This is a genomic window from Streptomyces sp. NPDC047028 (assembly GCF_040644095.1).
Classification (GTDB): Bacteria; Actinomycetota; Actinomycetes; order Streptomycetales; family Streptomycetaceae; genus Streptomyces.
In genome coordinates this window covers 142,368-161,629 of record NZ_JBEYVS010000007.1, presented here as the reverse complement: position 1 = coordinate 161,629, position 19,262 = coordinate 142,368, and the positions used below count along the sequence as shown (strand labels likewise).

The 19,262-nt window shown below is 73.7% G+C and carries 11 protein-coding genes; 8 read left to right on the top strand and 3 right to left on the bottom strand.

What is annotated here, in order from left to right; translation table 11 throughout:
• Nucleotides 1-15 precede the first annotated feature (15 nt).
• Both ABZ854_RS09245 and ABZ854_RS09240 read right to left on the bottom strand, forming a co-directional pair.
• The gene (locus ABZ854_RS09245; protein ID WP_361206660.1) at nucleotides 16-1,104 is read right to left on the bottom strand and encodes a PadR family transcriptional regulator; all 1,089 of its coding nucleotides are present in this window, start codon (nucleotides 1,102-1,104) and stop codon (nucleotides 16-18) included.
• A gap of 1 nt (nucleotide 1,105) precedes the next feature.
• Nucleotides 1,106-2,119 carry a DUF4097 family beta strand repeat-containing protein gene (locus tag ABZ854_RS09240; RefSeq protein WP_361206657.1) on the bottom strand — a complete coding sequence of 338 codons (1,014 nt, stop codon included), beginning with the start codon at nucleotides 2,117-2,119 and terminating at the stop codon, nucleotides 1,106-1,108.
• A gap of 225 nt (nucleotides 2,120-2,344) precedes the next feature.
• Between ABZ854_RS09240 and ABZ854_RS09235 the strand changes: the two genes are divergently transcribed.
• The 8 genes from ABZ854_RS09235 to fxsT all read left to right on the top strand — a co-directional run bounded on the left by ABZ854_RS09235 (nucleotide 2,345) and on the right by fxsT (nucleotide 15,200).
• Nucleotides 2,345-2,524, top strand: a complete 180-nt coding sequence (locus ABZ854_RS09235; RefSeq protein WP_361206654.1) for a DUF6104 family protein — start codon at nucleotides 2,345-2,347, stop codon at nucleotides 2,522-2,524.
• A 119-nt stretch (nucleotides 2,525-2,643) separates the two neighbouring features.
• A complete protein-coding gene (locus ABZ854_RS09230; RefSeq protein WP_361206651.1) occupies nucleotides 2,644-3,087 on the top strand; it encodes a CU044_2847 family protein in 444 nt (147 codons plus the stop codon).
• Nucleotides 3,084-5,549, top strand: a complete 2,466-nt coding sequence (locus ABZ854_RS09225; protein ID WP_361206648.1) for a trypsin-like peptidase domain-containing protein — start codon at nucleotides 3,084-3,086, stop codon at nucleotides 5,547-5,549. Before ABZ854_RS09230 ends, ABZ854_RS09225 begins: the two co-directional genes overlap by 4 nt.
• Nucleotides 5,550-5,730: 181 nt before the next feature.
• Complete coding sequence (locus tag ABZ854_RS09220; RefSeq protein WP_361206832.1) at nucleotides 5,731-6,747, top strand: MoxR family ATPase; 1,017 nt, start codon at nucleotides 5,731-5,733, stop codon at nucleotides 6,745-6,747.
• Between the two features lie 7 nt (nucleotides 6,748-6,754).
• Nucleotides 6,755-10,462 carry an SAV_2336 N-terminal domain-related protein gene (locus ABZ854_RS09215; protein WP_361206645.1) on the top strand — a complete coding sequence of 1,236 codons (3,708 nt, stop codon included), beginning with the start codon at nucleotides 6,755-6,757 and terminating at the stop codon, nucleotides 10,460-10,462.
• Between the two features lie 124 nt (nucleotides 10,463-10,586).
• The gene (locus ABZ854_RS09210; RefSeq protein WP_361206643.1) at nucleotides 10,587-10,871 is read left to right on the top strand and encodes a hypothetical protein; all 285 of its coding nucleotides are present in this window, start codon (nucleotides 10,587-10,589) and stop codon (nucleotides 10,869-10,871) included.
• Nucleotides 10,868-12,127 (top strand): HEXXH motif-containing putative peptide modification protein, encoded by a 1,260-nt coding sequence (locus ABZ854_RS09205; protein WP_361206640.1) that lies wholly within the window; start codon nucleotides 10,868-10,870, stop codon nucleotides 12,125-12,127. Before ABZ854_RS09210 ends, ABZ854_RS09205 begins: the two co-directional genes overlap by 4 nt.
• Before the next feature lie 76 nt (nucleotides 12,128-12,203).
• Nucleotides 12,204-15,200: an FxSxx-COOH system tetratricopeptide repeat protein gene (gene fxsT, locus ABZ854_RS09200; protein WP_361206638.1), complete on the top strand. Its 2,997-nt coding sequence runs from the start codon at nucleotides 12,204-12,206 to the stop codon at nucleotides 15,198-15,200.
• Between the two features lie 199 nt (nucleotides 15,201-15,399).
• Here the strand turns inward: fxsT and ABZ854_RS09195 are convergent, their stop codons facing one another.
• Nucleotides 15,400-19,206 (bottom strand): multifunctional oxoglutarate decarboxylase/oxoglutarate dehydrogenase thiamine pyrophosphate-binding subunit/dihydrolipoyllysine-residue succinyltransferase subunit, encoded by a 3,807-nt coding sequence (locus ABZ854_RS09195; protein ID WP_361206635.1) that lies wholly within the window; start codon nucleotides 19,204-19,206, stop codon nucleotides 15,400-15,402.
• Between the last annotated feature and the right edge of the window lie 56 nt (nucleotides 19,207-19,262).

The window sequence follows — 19,262 nt, the reverse complement described above, 5'->3', positions numbered from 1 at the left end:
GCCGGCGGCGGCCGGTCACACTTTCGGGGCGCGCAGTATCGCCCCGATGTGCGCCGCCGCCGTCGACAGGTGCCGGCGGGCGTCACGGAACTGGTCGGCGGTGACCCCGTGGTCGCGGGCCGCGTCCCGGATGTCGTCCCGGAAGCGGTCCAGGAGACGGTCCAGGTCACGGACCGGTTCGCTCGAGGGGTCGTCATGGGCCCAGGACGGCTCGTACGCCGCCGGGAAGTCCTCCGGGGTCGCCGAGTAGGCGGGCTCCGCGTCCGGGGTCTTCCGGTGGGCGTCCGGTTCCCCCGGGCGGCCGAAACCCCAGTCCTTGCCGAACTCCTTGCCGGCCTCCTTCCCGAACTCGCCGAACTCCTTGGCCAGTTCGGTCAGCCCCTCGCGCACGCCCGTCGGCCAGTCACCACGGGTGAAGTGGTCCTGGACGCGGTCCTGGACCCGCCGGGCGATGCGCTGCATCTCCTCCTGCGCCTGGGCGCGGGCCTGCGTCTGCGCTTCCTGGGCCTGGCGGCGGGCCCGCTGGGCCTCCTCGCGGGCCCTGCGGCTCTCGTCCTTGGCGCGGCGGGCCTGCTCCTTCCACTCCTGCTTGACCCGGCGCATCTCCTCCTTGGCGGCCTTCCAGGACTCCTTGTCGCCGAGGTCGCCGAGGCCGCCGAGGTCGCCGTAGTCCCCGAAGGGGCCCGCCCCGGCGCCGGCCGCCTTGGTGCCGCCGCTGCGGGCCTCGGAGGCCGCCGCGCGCATCTCACGGCGCAGGTCGCCGGCCGCGCCGCGCACGTCGGCCCTTATCTCGGCGGCGAGTTCCGCGACCGACTCGCGGATCTCCAGCTCCAGGTCGGCCAGTTCACCGCTGCGGTCGGCCAGCTCGGCGCGGCCGGCGTCGGTGATCGCGTACACCTTGCGGCCGCCCTCCGTGGTGTGCGTGACCAGGCCCTCGGCCTCCAGCTTGGCCAGCCGGGGGTACACCGTGCCCGCCGAGGGGGCGTACAGGCCCTGGAAGCGCTCTTCGAGGAGCCTGATCACCTCGTAGCCGTGGCGCGGGGCCTCGTCGAGCAGCTTGAGGAGGTAGAGGCGCAGGCGGCCGTGGGCGAAGACGGGAGGCATGTCAGAGCACCTTCTTGTCGGTCGTGCCGCCGGCCGGGGCGTCGGGGCCGGCCTCGGTGGACTCGGCGGTGGGTTCCGTGCCGTCGGATTCCCGGCCGGAGCCCGAATCGTCTCCGGCGGGGGCCGGCGGACCGGACACCGGGGCGGTGGGCTGCGCCGGGGCGGGGCGGAACGGGGGCGCGGTCTCCCAGGCGGCGTCCCCGTCGTCCTCCGCCGAGGGCCGGCTGAGCAGGGCGATCGAGCCGGAGACGGTCGTCGCCCGGAGCTTGCCGTTGCCCTGGCCGAGGCGTCCGGTGATCTTGTGGGCGCCCCACTGGCCGTGCACCTTCAGGCCCTCGAAGGCGTTGGAGATCGTGCCGCTCGCGGTGTTCGCCCTGACGTCCGCGTCCGCCGGGTGCGGCAGCCGGATGGCGATCTCGCCGGACACGCTGGTCAGCCGCACATCGGTCGGGCCGTCCGGATCGAGGTCGATGATCATGGAGCCGCTGACGGAGTCGGCGCGGACGGAGGGGCCCGAGCCCTCCACCACGGTCAGATCGCCCGAGACCGAGTTGAACCGCAGATCGCCGGTGACCGCCTGGGCCTCCAGATTGCCGGACACGGTGTCGGCCTTGACCGGGCCGGAGAGCCCGACCAGCGTGGTGTCACCCGTGACTCCCTGGACCGCCGCCCGGCCGCGCAGCCCGGAGACCACCGCCGCGGCGCCGACCACGCCCACCTCCACGTGCGTGTCGGCCGGAACCGCGAGGGAGACCACCGCGCTGCGGCGCCAGCCCCTGCGGTCGAGCCATTTGAGGAAGCCCTTCCATGGCAGGTCGTCGTACGCCACCGTGAGCGTGCCGCCCTTCTGGGTGACCACCAGGGGTGGGCCCTCGAGGTCCGAGACCTCCAGCCGGGCGGAGCACTCCTCCGTGCCCACGACGTTCACCGTTCCGTTGACGATGCGCACGTGCAGGTCGTGCACGGGGGTGTCGAAGGTGAGCTTCTGGGGCTCGGCGACGGACCACTCGGACATGGTGACCTCCTCGGCCGGACAATGCGGCGGCGGGAAAGGGTGGGACGACGCGCCATATCGCGTCCTCCGGGAAACACGATATATCGCGGTCACGGAAAGTCAAGTCACCCTTTCGGAGGGACGCGACCGGCGCCGACCGGGAGGCGGACCCACCCCACGGCATTGCGTAGGCTGGGCGTGACCCGACACCGGCCGGACGCCGCAGCACGCAGGAGAGAGACGCCCATGTACTTCACCGACCGTGGCATCGAGGAGTTGGAGAAGCGACGGGGCGAGGAAGACGTCACCTTCGAGTGGCTGGCCGAGCAGCTGCGGACCTTCGTCGATCTCAACCCGGACTTCGAGGTGCCCGTCGAGCGCCTGGCCACCTGGCTCGCCCGGCTCGACGACGAGGACGACGAGTAGTCACCGCCGTACCGGGTCCACCGGACGCCACCGAAGATTGACGAGTAGTCACCGTTCCCGGTACCGATCGGCAACCTCCGGAGTTAGCCTGCTGCTCCCATTCAGCGAACGGGGGCGTCATGGCTGGTGGAGTCGAACGCATACGGCTCGACGACGGAACCGTCGTCTGGGCCCGGATCGGAACGGCCGGTGAGAGCCGCCCGGACACCGGCATCGACACCGACGACGGCGGTGGCTTCTGGGACACGGGCCTCGGGGACCGCGTCATCGACCTGGCCGACGGACTCGCCGGCACCGTCGGCGGCGTCGTGCGCTCCCTGCGCGCCGGTCTGGACACCGCCGCCCCCGTCGAGGTGGCCGTCAGCTTCGGCATCGAACTGACCGCGCAGTCCGGCAAGATCGTGAGCGCCATCGCGGAGGGCGGCGGCCGGTCCTCCCTGAACGTGTCCCTGACCTGGACCGAACCCGCCGGCACCCCCGGCGCCTCCGGTCCGGCTCCCGCCGGCGACGGCGCGGACGCGGGGGCCGTACCGTCCGGATCCCCGGCCCCCGGCGTCGTATGAGCGCCTTCGACGAGATGGTGCGCCCCTCCCTCGCACGCATCGGCGCACCGGCCGAAGGGTATGCAACGGACCATGACGCGTACTGGGGATCGGGCTTCTTCATCGCCCCGGGATGGCTGCTGAGCTGCGCGCACGTCGTGGGGAAGGGGGGAGCCGCGGTGTGCCGAGGGGAGAGCGCGATGAGCGTGACCTGGCAGGAGCGCACCGCCGCCGGCGCCTGGGAGGAACGGGCCGGGACAGGGGTCGCCGTGCTGCTCGCGCCCGGCCCCGACTCCCCGCGGGCGTTCCGCGACCCGTGGCCGTTCCCCGACCTCGCGCTCGTACGGGTGAGCGGCGCCGACGACGTGCGCTGTCTCTGGCTGAGCGACCGGGAACCCGGCGCCCGCGCCCCCGTCGGGCTGTACGGCTGGTCCCTGCAGACCGGTGAACTGGGCATACGGCACGGCACCGGTGAACTCTCCGGCTCCGACGCGCGGGCGCTGCTCCTCGGCGGCAGCCTGCCGATCGGCGGCCTGTCGGGCGGCCCCGTGCTGGACCTTCGGCACGGCTCCGTCATCGGCGTCATCAAGGGCCGCCGGCGGGAGGAAGGGGTCGCCGTACCGGTCACCGCGCTGCACGAACTCTTGGACCTGAGGGAGGGCGCGCGCGTGCTGCGCGAGGTGCTGCGCGCGCACGACCGGCACCACCTCCGCCTCCTCGACGACCCGTCGCCGTACGCGAACTGGACCAGCATCCAGACCGCCCTGCCCGGCCACGTGCCCGCCGTCTCCGGCATCACCGCCGGTCTGCGGGCCCGTCTCTACGGTCATCTCGCCGAACTGCCGCCACCGGCCGGCGCCGGTGAGGTCGTCCACCTCGTCGACGAGGTCAAGGAGCAGGTGCGGGGCGAACGGCTGCGCTCGCTGGTCCTCCAGGACGTACGGACCTGGCGGGAGGGCGCCGGACTGCTGTACGGGCTGCGCACCCTGGACCCGGGCGGCGGCGGCACCCTCGTCGACCTCGACGCAGTCCTGCTGTACGCGGCGAAAGTGCTGCGCACCAGCCTGCGGGAGCGGCCGCGGCAGACAGACCCCGAGCGGCTGCGCGCATTCGCCGAGTGGATCACCGGCCAGGCCGACGGCCACCGCCACTGGGCGGTGGGCGAGGCGATACGCGGACTGCTGGAGGGGGTGGCCGGCGGACTCCCCGGGGACACGGACGTGCCCACCGGCGGATACGACGGCTACGGCCACGGCTACGAAGGCCATGGTGACGGCGGTGTGGGCGGGCTGCCGTCCCCGCGCGAACCGGAAACCCCGGTTCCGGCACGGCCGTTGTCCGCCCTGCCGGGGCCCGCACCCGCGCCCGCGACGCCGGTGCCCGCGGTGCCCGTCCCCGCAACTCCCGCCCTCGGGACGCCTGCCCCCGTAACTCCCGTCCCCGGGACAGCGGTCCCGGTGCCCGCGTCCCCGGGCTCCGGACCGGCGCTCATACCCACGCCCGCGACCCCGGCGCCCGCACCACCGGCAGAGGTGCCCGTCACCGCCCCCGCCGGCCCCACCGTCACCACCCGCACCGACGTCCTCGTCAAGATCGGCGCGCCGATGTACGACGGCCGTTACCCCTGGCGGGTGCAGCTCCTCTACGACGGTCAGGACGTCACCCCCGTCGACGGCGACGACCGCGGCGTGCGGGCCGAGGGGCTGGCCGGTGCGCTGCGGGAGCCGTTGGCACGGGCGCTGAGCCTCGGCGACCACGGCGAGCACCTGGCCGGGATCGAGGTGTTCCTGCCGCGCAAACTCTTCGACCTGCCGGTCGACGAGTGGCAGTTGGTGCCCGGCACCGGCGTCCCCGCCGGCAACTCCTCCTGGGCCGACGGCGACGGCGACGCGGACGACGACTTCGTCGACGAGCGGTCCATGCCCCTCGGCCTGCGCCGCACCGTCGTCATCAGGGACGTACGCCGCAGCGACCGCTCGCCCTCCCCGGAGTGGCGCCGGCGCTGGCACGGCGTGTGCAAGGGACCGCTCGCCCACGCCGCGCTGCACGGGCGGCCCCCCGAGGAAGGCCACCCCGCCGGGCCGCGCCCCACCGGCACGTACCCGTACTACGGCGCCCTGACGGCCCTGGACGACGCCTGCGTCCCGGTCTACTGCGGACCGGCCGGCAGCGGGGAGGGGCAGGCGGCGATGAAGGACGCGCTGATGGCCGGGCACTCCGTGGTGCTGTGGCGGCGCGACCGGCACGACCACGGCGAGTGCGCGGACTTCCACCGGCAGGCCGCCGCCCTGCTGACGGCCGCCCGGCACGCCGACGGGCTGCACGGTCCCGTCCGCGACCTGCGGATACGGCTGGCCGACCCCGGCACAGCTGACGCGCAAGGCCTGCGCGGCAAACTCGCCGTGCTGTTCGACCCGCCGGACCGGCCGTCGTACGGAACGGAGGCCATGCGACCGCCACCCCTCGCCGCCCCCGGCGGCTGACCCGGGGCCCGGGCACTCACCGGACTTATCGTCAACTCACACTCGGATCAAGGGCGTTCGTGCACAACGAAACGGGAACGCCGGGCACGTCGCACCTCGGCAGGCACGGCCGGTGGCGGTAGCCTCGTACGTCGAACGGCCGGACCCGCTGCATGATCACCAGAGCCGGGAGGAGCCCAAGGTGAACGACTGGCGGATCTACCGCGGAGTGGGTCAGCCGCACGACGGCGTACGGCGGTTGCCGGCGCCGCCGCCCTGGCGCGACTTCGCCGCCTCCCGGGAGGGCGGGGAGTCCGGCCCCGAGGACCCCAGCAGCGCCCGCCGGCTCGGCGTCCGCCGCCGCATGGTCGAGAGCTACGCGCCCCGGCCCGCCGAGGTCGACGCCGTGAACGCGGCCCTCTACCTGCGCCGGCCCCTGCTGGTCACCGGCAACCCGGGCACCGGCAAGTCGACCCTCGCCTACGCGATCGCGCACGAACTCGGCCTGGGCCGGGTGCTGCGCTGGCCCATCGTCAGTCGTACGACCCTTCAGGACGGCCTGTACCGGTACGACGCGATAGGCCGCCTCCAGGACGTGCAGCTGGAGCGCGCCCGGGGCGGGGACGGGGCGGCGCAGGCCGCGCCCGGCATCGGCTCGTACATCCGCCTCGGTGCGCTCGGCACCGCGCTGCTGCCCGCTGCCGAGCCGCGCGTGCTGCTCATCGACGAACTCGACAAGAGCGACCTCGACCTGCCCAACGACCTCCTGAACACTTTGGAGGAAGGCGAGTTCTCGGTACCCGAGCTGGAGCGGCTGGCCGACCGGGAACCCGTCGTGGAGGTGCTCACCGACGACGGTGAACGGGTCGCCGTGCACGGCGGGCGGGTCGCCTGCACCGCGTTCCCGGTGATCGTGCTCACCTCCAACGGCGAACGCGACTTCCCCGCCCCGCTGCTGCGCCGCTGCGTCCAGCTGGAGCTGGACCCGCCCGGCGAGGAACAGCTCACCGCCATGGTCGAGGCCCACCTCGGCGCGGAGGGCGTGGCCGCGGGCGCCGATCTGATCCGCCGGTTCCTGGAGCGCGAACCCGGCGAGGTGCTCGCCGCCGACCAGCTCCTCAACGCACTCTTCCTCACCCAGCACGACCCGCGGGCGCAGAGCCTCACGCGGGAGCGGATCGCCGAGATGCTCATGCAGCCGCTCGACCGTACGAGGTGAGGGACGGATGCCCGGGATGCGCCTGGACGAGCTGATCGGCAAGCTGCGCCAGGGCGGTCTCGACCCCACCGTAGAGGACGTGGCCGACGCGGTCTGGCTGGCCCGGCGGCTCGGCGAGGCGGGGGCGGAGACGGCGGCCGAGGCGGGGGCATCGGCCGAGGCGGGGGCGTCGGCCCGTGACGCGCCGGGGCCGGCGCGACAACGCCCATCCACCGCAGGCGAGTTACCGTCCGGCTCCCCGGCGCCGCCCGATCCCGCTCCGCCGCCGTCCGGCGCGGACGGCCCGGCCGCCCACGTCCCCCTCCACACCCCCGGACCCGCCCCGCGTCCCGGCCTCCCCTCCACGCCGTCCGACGGCGCCCCCGCCGCGTTCCCCGTCCGCGCGCCCTCCGCCGGCGCCCTGCCCGGCCTGCTCGGGCTGGAGAAGGCGCTGCGCGCGCTCGGCCGCTACCGGGTTGGGCCCGCCAGGGTCCAGGACGAGCGGATCGACGAGGAGGCCACCGCCGAACGCGCCGCCGCCAGCGGCATCCTGCTTCCCGTCACCCGCCCCGGCCGCCGCCGGCGCTGTGACGTCCAGCTGCTCATGGACACCGGGCCCGCCATGGCCGTGTGGGGGCGGCTCGTCGAGGAACTGCGCCAGGCCTGCCAGCAGTCCGGCGCGTTCGCCTCCGTGCGCGTCCACCATCTGTACGCCGACGACTCCGGCGCCCCCGTCGTCGGTACGACCGCCGGGCCCGGCCGGCACACCCGGCTGCGCTCGGCCGACGAGCTGCACGACCCCACCGGGCGCCGGATCACCTTCGTCATCAGCGACTGCGTGGGGCCGCTGTGGCAGAACGGCACCGCGCAGCGGCTGCTGCACGCGTGGCCGCGCACCGCCCCGCTGGCCGTCGTCCAGCCGCTGCCGCCTCGGCTGTGGGGCCGCACCGCGCTGCCCGCCGAGCCCGGGGTGCTCGTCCGCGCCGCGGAGGTGGGCGGACGCATGGAGTTCCTCCCCGACGACGAGCCCTGGGAGGAGCCGGCACCCGACGCCCGTCCGGTACCGGTGCTGCAACCCACCCCGGAGGCCTTCGGGGCCTTCGCCCGGCTGCTCGCGGGCACCGGGCCCACCACCGAACGCGCCTGGGCCGGCGTGACCCGCCCCGGCACGGCGGCCGCGGCACCCGCTCCGTCGGCCGCACCGCGCAGCGAGGACGACCTGCTGCGCGCCTTCCGCGCCGGCGCCTCACCCGGCGCGCTGCGCCTCGCCGTCTACCTCGCCGCCGCCCCGCTCACCCTGCCCGTGATGCAGCTCGTCCAGCGGGCCATGCTGCCGGACACCGGGCCGATGGAACTGGCCGAGGTCCTGCTGGGCGGATTGCTCCGGCAACTGCCCGGCACCGACGACCAGCCCTGCTTCGTCTATCCCGGCCGGGTGCAGGATCTGCTCCTCGCCTCCCTCGACCAGGACACCGCCGGGCTCGTCCTCAAGCACTGCTCCGCGTATGTGGAGCGGCACTTCGGCAGGGGCACGCGCAACTTCGCCGCCCTCGCCGCGGCCCGGCTGGCCGACCACGGCCCGGCCTCCGGGGCCGTACCCGGCGGGGCGGCCGGCCAGCAGGGCGGTGGCAACGTGGAGGCCGAGCTGTTCGCCCGCATCCCTGCCCGCGTCCTGCGCTTCTACCTGCCCGAGCTGGTCCCGCCCGACCCGCTCACGCAGGCGGAGCGGCTGCTCGACCAGTGGCGGCGCCTGGGCGACCCCGAGATACTGCGGCACGCCCGCGACCACGCCCGTGCGGCGGCGGAGGCCTCCGGCACCGGGGGCCCGCCGGACTCCGGGGCCCGGGTCCGTCTCGTCCTCGGCCGCGTCCTGCGCGCCGAGGCGGGTACGGCGGCGGCCCGCGCCGCGGGGCAGCGCGCGGCCCTGCTCCGCGAGGCCGTCGCCGAACTCGCCGCCGCCCACGCGTCGGCCCCCGCCGACACCCGCGAACAGGCCGACGCAGCCCTGGAACTGGCCGCCTGCCGCCGCGACCTGTGGCACCTCACCGCCGAACCGGACCACCTCACATCGGCCCTGACCGCCCTGGACCCCACGACCCCACCCTGGCCGACGGTGACCGCCCGGGCCCGGACCTGGCTCGCGGAGAGGGCGAGGCCGGTCAACGCGGCCGGCTACGACGACACCGGCGAGCGCCACGGCTCCGCCCGGGGCGACGACGAGGACGACCGTGCCCGATCGGGCGGCGCTCCTCGCGGGCAGGACGGCTCCGGCGACGTCGGTGGAATCGCCCCGCGCGACATCGTCGAGGACGCGGGCGAGCGGGGCGGCTCCGCCGGGCCTTTCGGCGGCGAGGCGGAGGGCGACGGCGGCCGGAGCCGGGAGCGCTCCGGTGACCTCGGCGGGGCTGCTCCGCGTGGTGCGGGGGAGCCGGGAGGCTCTGCCGGGCCGTTCGGTGACGGGCGGCGTGGTCTGTCCGTGCCGGGGGATGCCTTCGAGCAGGTGCAGGCGTCTCGGCGCGGTCCCGACGAGACCCCGCGAGATGACGTGCGGGCGGGACCGGGCGGGCCGGCCGGCGGCAGCGGGGGCGGTCAGGGAGACGCGCCGGTGCCCGGTGGTGCCTCGGGTGAGCCTGCCGCTGCCCGCCACGGCACCGCCGTCGACGCGTCCGTGCTCCCACCCGCGCCCTGGGTCGTCGTCGCTCACCGTTCGCGGCTGCTGACGCGCGGGCGGATTCTGCTGGACCTGCGACGGTCGGGTGCCGCCATCCCCGAACTCCGGGAGGCCTGTGCCGTGTTGGATGTCGAGGGGGGCGAGGACGCCGTACGTGGGAGGGCTCTGCTGGATCTGGCGCGGGCGCTGCGCGGGGCCGGGGCCGACGACGGGGAGACGCGGGCGGCGCTGGAGCGGGCCGAGCGGGCCGCGGGGGACGACCCCGCCCTGCTGGTGCCCTGTCTCGCCGCCTCGGGCGCGTTCCACGACTCGGCCGGGGAGGCGGACCGCGCGGACGCGGCCTACGAGCGGGCCGTGCGGCTGGCGCCCGCCGACAGCGCGGTGCGGGGCCGGCTGCTCGTCGCCTGGGGCGAGTCGCTGCTCCGCCGTGCCTCCGCACGGGACGGCGCCGGTGTCGTGGACCGGGCCGAGCAGGTGCTGCGGGAGGCGCTGAAGTCGCTGCCGGCCAGGTCGGCCGCGCGGGGGCGGCTGCAAGGGCTCGTGGGCAGTGCGCTGGGCCAGCGGTTCCGGCATCTCGGCTTCCTGCCCGACCTGTTCGAGAGCCGGCACCTGCTCGGCCAGGCCGTCCGCGCCGCCGCCGACGCCGCCGTACGGGCCGAGGTGTGGCTGCAGTTGGGGCGGGTACGGCTGGAGGGCTGGCACCAGGCGGGCGCGCCGGTGCTGATGGAGGCGCTGCAGGCGTACGAGAACGCCGAGCGGGAGGCGCAGGCCGCGCACGGCGCCGATCCCGGCTCGGTCACGGCGGCCCGGGCCCGGCACGGAAGCGGGGCGGTGCTGGCCCTGATGGGCCGGCCGGGCGCGGCGCAGGAGGCGTTCCGGGCCGCGCACGAGCACTGGCAACGCCTGGTCGGCGCCCTGCGCGAGGTCGACTGGACGGACGTGGAACACACCCGCACAACGGCACAGGAGCTTGCCTCGGAGGGAGGACGACAGGGTGGAGCACGGGGGATGCCACAGGAGGACTGGGCCCGGATCGCACCACCGTGGTACGCGTGGACCGAATGAGGAACCAAGTCGACCGGTCGTGACCGGAGTTGATCGATTGAGTGTTTCTGAGTTCGCTGCGTCGGGAAGAACTGGGCAGCCGTTGTGGCCGTGCGGGGCGGGCATGGGCAGGGAGGAGCCGAGGGTGGCGGAGCACAGGAAGGCAGCGGCCGGACCCGGCGAGGACCCCGGCCGGACCGCGCTCCTGGCCGGCCTCACCGACGTCGACCTGCGGACATTGCGTGCCAGGGACGATCCCGGCCTGCTGACGGCGGTGGCCGAGGTGCTGCGCGCCCCGGCCGGGCCCACGGACGTCTGGTACGTCGGCGAGGACCCGGCCCAGCCCTCCGCCGCCCCGGCCGGCCCGGACGACCGTACGTTTCCGGCCGGACGTGGCGCGCCGGCCGAGGGCGAGGGCAGCCGGGGATGACCCTGGCGACCGACACCTCCGCACTCATCAGGGAACTCGCGAGGACCCGCCCCACGCCGGGCGGCACCGAGGCACTGCGTGCCGCACTCCACGCGCGTCGCCTGCTGCTCCTGAAGGCGGTCCTGGTCCGCGTCGAGGGCTCCGGCGCCTCGCTCGCCCCGGCCGTCCGCCGCCGCTTCGACGACGACTGGGCGCTGCTGGAGCGGGCCGAGCGCACCGATCCGTCGGCCGTCCGCGACCTGCTCGACTACCCGATGACCGGCGCCTTGCTCTCCGAGACCCTGGCCGCGCCGGAAGGCCCGGCCCTGGCCGCGCGGCTGGCGCATCTGAGCGGGTTGGCCGCTGCCGCCGTCATCCGCGCCGGCTGCCCCGCCGACCGCGAACTCGACGTGCCCTCCGGCCGGTTCGCGCTGCCCGGCCTGGGTGTGCTGCGCTGTCCGTCGGGACGGGTCCGGCTGCGCTTCGACGCGGGGGCGGTACGGGTCGAGGACACGGACGGCCTCGCCGGGGTCCGGTTCACCCGCCCCGGACCGGGCACGGGCGTCGGCTGGCAGGGACTGCACACACTGCCCGGCAGCACCGTCGTACTCGACGACCTGGACCCCTACCGCGTGCCGGACCGTGGCATCGGGCCCGACGCGCTGCCCGCCGCAGAGCGTCCAGACTCCGACCCGGTGGGGTGGGCCGAGCGGTGGCGGGCCGCGCAGGCGCTGCTCGCGGCCACCGACCCCGGCCGCGTGGCGGAGACCGGGGCCGTCCTGCGGGCCGTGGTGCCCCTCGCGCCCTCGGGGCGCGCCGCCGGTCCGCCGATGAGCGCCACCCTGCGGGCCGCCCCCGGTGCCCTGCTGAGCCAGCTGCCCCGTGAGCCCCACGACCTGGCCGTGACGCTGGTGCACGAGACCCAGCACACCAAACTGGCCTCCCTGCACGAACTGGTGCCGCTGCACCGGGCGGGCGGCGCCCGGTACCGGGTGGGCTGGCGCACGGACCCGCGCCCGGTCCCCGGCGTGCTCCAGGGCGTGTACGCGCACCTCGCGCTCACCGACCTGTGGGGCAGGGCCCGCACCGGGGCCGGTCTGGGCCGGGGCCGGCGCCCTCGGGCCGAGCGTGAGTTCGACACACACTGGGATCAGGTCGGCAAAGCCTTGTCCATCCTCCGCGGATCCGATGAACTTACCTCCTCCGGAAGGGAGTTCGTCCAGGAGATGGAACGGCACCACGCGAGTCTCGGCGTGGCTGCCCGAACCGTCGGGTGACACGTCGTACAAGATTGACTGCGCTACGTTATGGGGGCGCTCGCCCGGAAGCCGGGCGCGGGAACAGGGAGCGGCGATGGCGGAACAGCGGCGATCGGACACTGACACGGCGGCGGAGCACTTCCTGGTGGTCTTCCCGGGCTACCACCGCTCATGGGCGGCCTGGATCGCCTACACCCTGGAACGCCACGGGCACCGGACCACCCAGCACCGCTGGGACCCGCCGCGCGAGGTCCCGCTGGAGGACACCCTCGGCGACCTCCTGCTGTCCACCGGGCGGGTCCTGCTGGTCCTCAACGACTGGTTCTTCGAACTCGGCCCGCGCCCCGCGGGCGAGTGGAACGACGTGCTGCGCGGCTTCGTCGCCGCCCACGCCGACCGGTTCGCCGCCGTCAACCTCACCAACCGGCCGCTGCTGCCCGCCACCGCCGTCCTGGAACCCGCCAGCCTCTGGGCGCTGAGCGAGGAGGCCGCCGAGGAACGCTTGCTCATCCGGCTCGGCCTGGACCGCAGGCGCACCCCGCGCGCCCTGCCCACCCGCGCCCGCTACCCCGAGAACCGGTGCGAGATCTGGGGCGAGGTACCGCGCCGCAACCCCCGCTTCACCGGCCGCGACGACCTGCTCACCGAGATCCACGAGAGCCTCGCCGACGCAGAGCGCGGCGCCTCCGCCTGCACCCTGCTCGGCATGTCCGGCATCGGCAAGACCCAGCTCGCCGCCGAATACGCCCACCGCTTCAGCACCGACTACGACCTGGTGTGGTGGGTCAACTCCGACGACCGCAACATCCAGCGCGACCGCCTCGGCGAACTCGCCGTCGAACTCGACCTGCCCATCGGCAACGAGCCCGGCGAACGCATCCGCGCCGTCCGGGACGTCCTGCGGCGCGGCGAGCCGTACGGGAACTGGCTCGTCATCTTCGACGGCTGGGACGACTGCGACGGCGTCAACGCGCTGCTCCCGCAAGGCGCGGGGCACGTCCTGGTCACCTCCCGCAACCGGGCCTGGACCGAGCACACCGACGTGGTCGAGGTGCCGTCGTTCCTGCGCGCCGAGTCCACCGCCTACCTGCTGCGCCGGGCCCCCCACATCACCGCCACCGAGGCCGACGAGGTCGCCGCCGAGTTCGGTGACGTACCCCTGCCGCTGGTGCAGGCCGCCTCCTGGCTCGGCGAGTCCCGCATGGAGGTGCCCGAGTACCTGCGGATGGTCCGCGAACGCCGGCTCTCCACCGTCGACGAGCCCGCCACCGGCGAGGGCTTCCCGCAGTCCTCCATGACCTCCTGGTCGATACTGCTCAACCGGCTGCGCCGCTCCCAGCCGCAGGCCATCGACGTCCTCGGCCTGTGCACCTCGTTCGCACCCGGCCGCATCCCGCTCGGCCTGATCCGCGCCTACCCGCAGACCGACCTGCCCGAGCAGCTGCGCTGGATGGCCACCGACCTGCCCGCCTGGACCCGCGCCCTGGACACCCTGGTCAACTACTCGGTGCTCACCCGCGAGACGCGCGGCGCGCTCGGCGCCGAGATGGGCCCGCACCAGGAGTCCGTGCACATGCACCGGCTCGTCCACGACATCGTCTCCAAACTGACCAGCGAGGAGAGCCGGGCCGGCCACCGACGTGCGGTGCGCACCCTGCTCGCCGAGGCCGACCCCGGCAACGCCGCCGACAGCCGCAACTGGCCCCGGTACGCCGAACTCCTGCCCCACCTGGAGCCCTCCGGCGCACTGGACAGCCGTCAGCCCCGGGTCCGGGCGACCGTCCTGAACTGCCTGGAGTACTGCATGCGCAGCGGCGAGTACTCCAGCGGGCTCGAGCTCGCCCAGAAGATCCGCGACCGCTGGTCCCGGGCCCTGGACCCGCTGTCCCGGCCCATGCTCGACCTCACCTACCACGAGAGCTACCTCATGCGCTCCCGCGGCCGGTTCCGCGAGGCGTACGAACTCGACCGGCGGCTGCTGGAGCGGCTGCGGTCCGCCCCGCGGCGCGACGAGATCGCCGAGCTGACCACGCAGGGCGCGGTGGCCGGCGGGCTGCGCTACCTCGGCCGCTACGAGGAGGCGTACGAACTCCAGCGGCAGGTCCTGGAGGGCAACGACAGGCTCCTCGGGCCCGACGAGGCCGGCACGCTCAGCGCCCGCCACAACCTCGCCGTCGGCCTGCGGCTCCTCGGCCGCTACGAGGAGGCGTACGACCTCGACCTGGAGACCCTGGCCCGGCGCGACAACGTGCTGCGCGCCCGGCACATCAACACCCTCAACTCCGGCAACGCGGTGGCGCACGACCTGCGGCTCCTCGGCCGCTACCGGGACGCCCTGGCCCGCCAGGAACCGCTAGTGCGCACCCACGTCCAGGTGCTCGGACCGCAGCACCCGCAGACGCTGGAGGCGCGGGCCCAGCTGACCATGTGCCGACGCCGCGAGGGCGGGCACAGCCAGGACCTGGCGCCCTCGATGGCCGGGCTGCTCGAACAGCTGGCCCGGCTGCGGGGGCGCGAGCACTACCGCACGCTCGCGTTCGTCACCAACTACGGCAACTATCTGCGGGAGCACGGCGATCTGAGCCAGGCCCGGGACCTCATCGACGAGGCCGAGGCCGGGTACCGGGCCCTCCTCGGGCCCGCCCATCCCGTGGCCACGGGCATGCTGACCAACACCGCGCTCATCATGCAGGCCGCGGGTGAACGCGCCGAGGCGCTGGCGATGTTCGAGTCCGCGCTGGCCGGGCTCACCTCCACGCTCACCGGTGACCATCCCTGGGTCCTCGGCTGCGCGCTGAACACGGCGTCCGCGCGGAACTTCAACGGGCGGATCCCGGAGGCGGTGGAACTGAGCCGGGAGACGCTGCGGCGGGGGCGGCACGTGCTCGGGCACGAGCATCCCCTGACCTTGTCCTGCCAGGTGGCGCTCGCGGCGGACCTCCGGGCGGCGCACGAGCAGGAGGAGGCGGGCAAGCTGGAGGAGGACGCGCTCCTCACGCTCACCCGGACCCTGGGCGCCCAGCACCCCCACACCATCTCCGCCCGCCAACGAACCCGCCCCTACTGGGACTTCGAGGCCTACCTGGGCTGAGGCCGGCCGGTGGTGGGCGCAAGCTAGGACGCAGGGCCGCTGTGGAGCGCCCCAAAGGGGCGCGGGGAACTGCGCGACCAGCCACGACGCACCCGCGGTCGCGCACGGACCGGGACACCCCTACGGGTAGGCGAAAGGGCCCGGTACCGAGTGAGAACTCGGTGCCGGGCCCTTTCGCCGGGGCTGAACCGCCGGAGGCTTACGCGTCGAAGACCTCGTGCACCAGCTGCTCCTGCTCAGCCTGGTGCCGCTTCGCGGAGCCCACCGCCGGGGACGACCCGTGCGGGCGGGAGATGCGGCGCAGCCGCTCCCCGTGCGGGACGTCCGCGCCGACCGCCAGGTCCAGGTGGTCGATCAGGTTGAGCGCGATGAACGGCCACGCACCCTGGTTCGCCGGCTCCTCCTGCACCCACAGGTACTTCTCGGCGTTCGGGTACTTCTTGATCTCCGCCTGCAACTCCGCACCCGGCAGCGGGTACAGCCGCTCGATGCGGATGATCGCCGTGTCCGTCACGCCCCGCTTCTTCCGCTCGGCCTCGAGGTCGTAGTAGACCTTGCCCGCGCAGAAGACGACCTTGCGGACCGCGGCCGCGTCCACCGACTCGTCGCCGATGACCGGACGGAACTGCCCGCTCGTGAACTCCTCCGCCTTCGACGCCGCCGCCTTCAGACGCAGCATCGACTTCGGGGTGAAGACGACCAGCGGCTTGTGGTGCGGGTTGTGCACCTGCCAGCGCAGGAGGTGGAAGTAGTTCGACGGCAGGGTCGGCATGGCGACCGTCATGTTGTTCTGCGCGCAGAGCTGCAGGAACCGCTCGACACGGGCCGAGGAGTGGTCCGGGCCCTGGCCCTCGTAGCCGTGCGGCAGCAGCAGGGTGACGCCGGACGTCTGGCCCCACTTCTGCTCGGCCGCCGAGATGTACTCGTCGACCACCGTCTGGGCGCCGTTGACGAAGTCACCGAACTGCGCCTCCCACATCACGAGCGCGTCGGGGCGGGCGAGCGAGTAGCCGTACTCGAAGCCCATGACCGCGTACTCGGACAGCAGGGAGTTGTAGACGTTGTAGCGCGACTGCTCCTCGGCGAGGTACTGCAGCGGGGTGTACTCCTCGCCCGTCTCACGGTCGATGAGGACCGCGTGGCGCTGGCCGAAGGTGCCGCGCTGGGAGTCCTGGCCGGACAGCCGGACCGGGGTGCCCTCCAGCAGCAGCGAGCCGATGGCCAGGGTCTCGCCCATGCCCCAGTCGATCGTGCCGTCCTCGACCATCGTCGTCCGCCGCTGAAGCTGCGGCAACAGACGCGGGTGCACGGTGAAGTGGTCGGGGATGGTGACCTGGGACTCGGCGATCCGCTTGACGACCTCCGCGGAGATCGCGGTCGGCACCGCCACCGGGAACCCGTCCTGCGGCGCCCGCACGTCGGCCTCGGCCGGCTGCGAGGTGGCCTCGCGGACCTCGGTGAAGACCTTCTCCAGCTGGCCCTGGTAGTCCTGCAGCGCCTGCTCGGCCTCTTCCAGGGTGATGTCGCCGCGACCGATCAGGGACTCGGTGTACAGCTTGCGCACCGAGCGCTTCTTGTCGATCAGGTCGTACATCAGCGGCTGCGTGAACGCCGGGTTGTCCGACTCGTTGTGACCGCGGCGGCGGTAGCAGATGAGGTCGATCACCACGTCCTTGTTGAACGCCTGGCGGAACTCGAACGCCAGCCGCGCGACCCGGACGACGGCCTCGGGGTCGTCGCCGTTCACGTGGAAGATCGGGGCCTCGATCATGCGGGCCACGTCCGTGGCGTACATGGAGGACCGCGAGGACTCCGGGGCGGCGGTGAAGCCGACCTGGTTGTTGATGACGATGTGGACCGTGCCGCCGGTGCGGTAGCCGCGCAGCTGCGACATGTTCAGGGTCTCGGCCACCACACCCTGGCCCGCGAAGGCCGCGTCGCCGTGGATCGCCACCGGCAGGACCGTGAAGTCCGTGCCGCCCTTGTTGATGATGTCCTGCTTGGCGCGGGCGATGCCCTCGATCACCGGGTCCACCGTCTCCAGGTGGGACGGGTTGGCGGCCAGCGAGACCTTGATCTGCTCGCCGTCCAGGCCGGTGAAGGTGCCCTCGGCGCCCAGGTGGTACTTCACGTCGCCGGAGCCGTGCATCGACTTCGGGTCGAGGTTGCCCTCGAACTCGCGGAAGATCTGCGCGTACGACTTGCCGACGATGTTGGCGAGGACGTTCAGCCGGCCGCGGTGGGCCATGCCGATGACGACCTCGTCCAGGCGGGACTCGGCGGCCGAGTCGATCACCGCGTCGAGCAGCGGGATGACGGACTCGCCGCCCTCCAGCGAGAAGCGCTTCTGGCCGACGTACTTGGTCTGCAGGAAGGTCTCGAAGGCCTCCGCCGCGTTCAGCCGGCGCAGGATGCGCAGCTGCTCCTCGCGCTCAGGCTTGGTGTGCGGGCGCTCGACGCGGTCCTGGATCCACTTGCGCTGCTTGGGGTCCTGGATGTGCATGAACTCGATGCCGGTGGTGCGGCAGTACGAGTCGCGCAGCACGCCGAGGATGTTGCGCAGCTTCATCATCGACTTGCCGGAGAAGCCGCCGACGGCGAACTCGCGCTCCAGGTCCCACAGCGTGAGGCCGTGCTCGGTGATGTCCAGGTCGGGGTGCTTGCGCTGCTGGTACTCCAGCGGGTCGGTGTCGGCCATGACGTGGCCGCGGACCCGGTAGGAGTGGATCAGCTCGAAGACCCGGGCGGCCTTGGTGACGTCGTCGTCGTGGCTGGCGTCGATGTCCCGCAGCCAGCGGACCGGCTCGTAGGGGATGCGCAGGGCCTCGAAGATGTCGTCGTAGAAGCCGTTCTCGCCGAGGAGCAGGTTGGCGACCTGGCGCAGGAACTCGCCGGAGGCGGCGCCCTGGATGACCCGGTGGTCGTAGGTCGACGTGAGCGTCATGACCTTGGAGATGCCGAGCTTGTTCAGGGTGTCCTGGGAGGTGCCCTGGAACTCCGCCGGGTAGTCCATGGAGCCGACGCCCATGATCACCGACTGGCCGGGCATCAGGCGCGGCACGGAGTGCACGGTGCCGAGGCCGCCGGGGTTGGTCAGGGAGACCGTGACACCGGTGAAGTCGTCCATCGTCAGCTTGCCGTCACGGGCGCGGCGGACGATGTCCTCGTAGGCCTGCCAGAACTCGAAGAAGTTCAGCGTCTCGGCCTTCTTGATGGCGGCCACGACGAGCTGGCGGTCGCCGTTGGGCTTCACCAGGTCGATGGCCAGGCCGAGGTTGACATGCGCCGGCTTGACGAGGGTCGGCTTGCCGTCCTTCTCGCCGAAGGACCAGTTCATCGACGGCATGGCCTTGATGGCCTGCACCATCGCGAAGCCGATCAGGTGCGTGAAGGAGATCTTCCCGCCCCGGGCGCGCTTGAGGTGGTTGTTGATGACGATGCGGTTGTCGAACAGCAGCTTCACCGGGACCGCGCGGACCGAGGTGGCGGTCGGCAGCTCCAGCGAGGCGTTCATGTTCTTCGCGACGGCCGCGGACGGACCGCGCAGCGTCACGTACTCCGGGCCGTCGGGGGCCGCGGTGGCGGGAGCGGCCGGGGCCGCCTTGGCCTTCGGCTGGGCGGGCGCCTGTGCGGGCTGCGCCGGCTTGGCCGGGGCCTTCGCTGGGGCGGCCTGCGCGGGCGAGGCCGGCGCGGGCGCCGGAGCGGCCGGAGCCGCGGCGGCGGGCTGCGCGGGGGCCGGCGCGGGCACGGCGGCCGGCGCGGGCTGGGCCGCGGGCTTGGCCGGGGCGGCCGTCGGGGTCTCTGCGGCCCCCGCGGCCGCAGCACCGGGCTTGTAGTCGGCGAAGAAGTCCCACCAGGCACGGTCTACCGAATTCGGGTCCTGGAGGTACTGCTGATAGATCTCGTCGACGAGCCACTCGTTCGGACCGAACGCGGCAGCGGGGTTCTTCCCGGCTGCTTGGTCGTCGGTCGAGATGCTCGAGTTACTGGGGGACTGTGGCGACACGGCGGCAACCGCCCTCTTCCGCTTCACAAGGTGATGGACAGCGGGAATAAAGGCTA

Coding starts and splice junctions, on each gene's coding strand:
- ABZ854_RS09245 (WP_361206660.1), bottom strand. CDS start 1,104: ATGCCTCCCGTCTTCGCCCACGGCCGCCTGCGCCTCTACCTCCTCAAG.
- ABZ854_RS09240 (WP_361206657.1), bottom strand. CDS start 2,119: ATGTCCGAGTGGTCCGTCGCCGAGCCCCAGAAGCTCACCTTCGACACC.
- ABZ854_RS09235 (WP_361206654.1), top strand. CDS start 2,345: ATGTACTTCACCGACCGTGGCATCGAGGAGTTGGAGAAGCGACGGGGC.
- ABZ854_RS09230 (WP_361206651.1), top strand. CDS start 2,644: ATGGCTGGTGGAGTCGAACGCATACGGCTCGACGACGGAACCGTCGTC.
- ABZ854_RS09225 (WP_361206648.1), top strand. CDS start 3,084: ATGAGCGCCTTCGACGAGATGGTGCGCCCCTCCCTCGCACGCATCGGC.
- ABZ854_RS09215 (WP_361206645.1), top strand. CDS start 6,755: ATGCCCGGGATGCGCCTGGACGAGCTGATCGGCAAGCTGCGCCAGGGC.
- ABZ854_RS09205 (WP_361206640.1), top strand. CDS start 10,868: ATGACCCTGGCGACCGACACCTCCGCACTCATCAGGGAACTCGCGAGG.
- fxsT (WP_361206638.1), top strand. CDS start 12,204: ATGGCGGAACAGCGGCGATCGGACACTGACACGGCGGCGGAGCACTTC.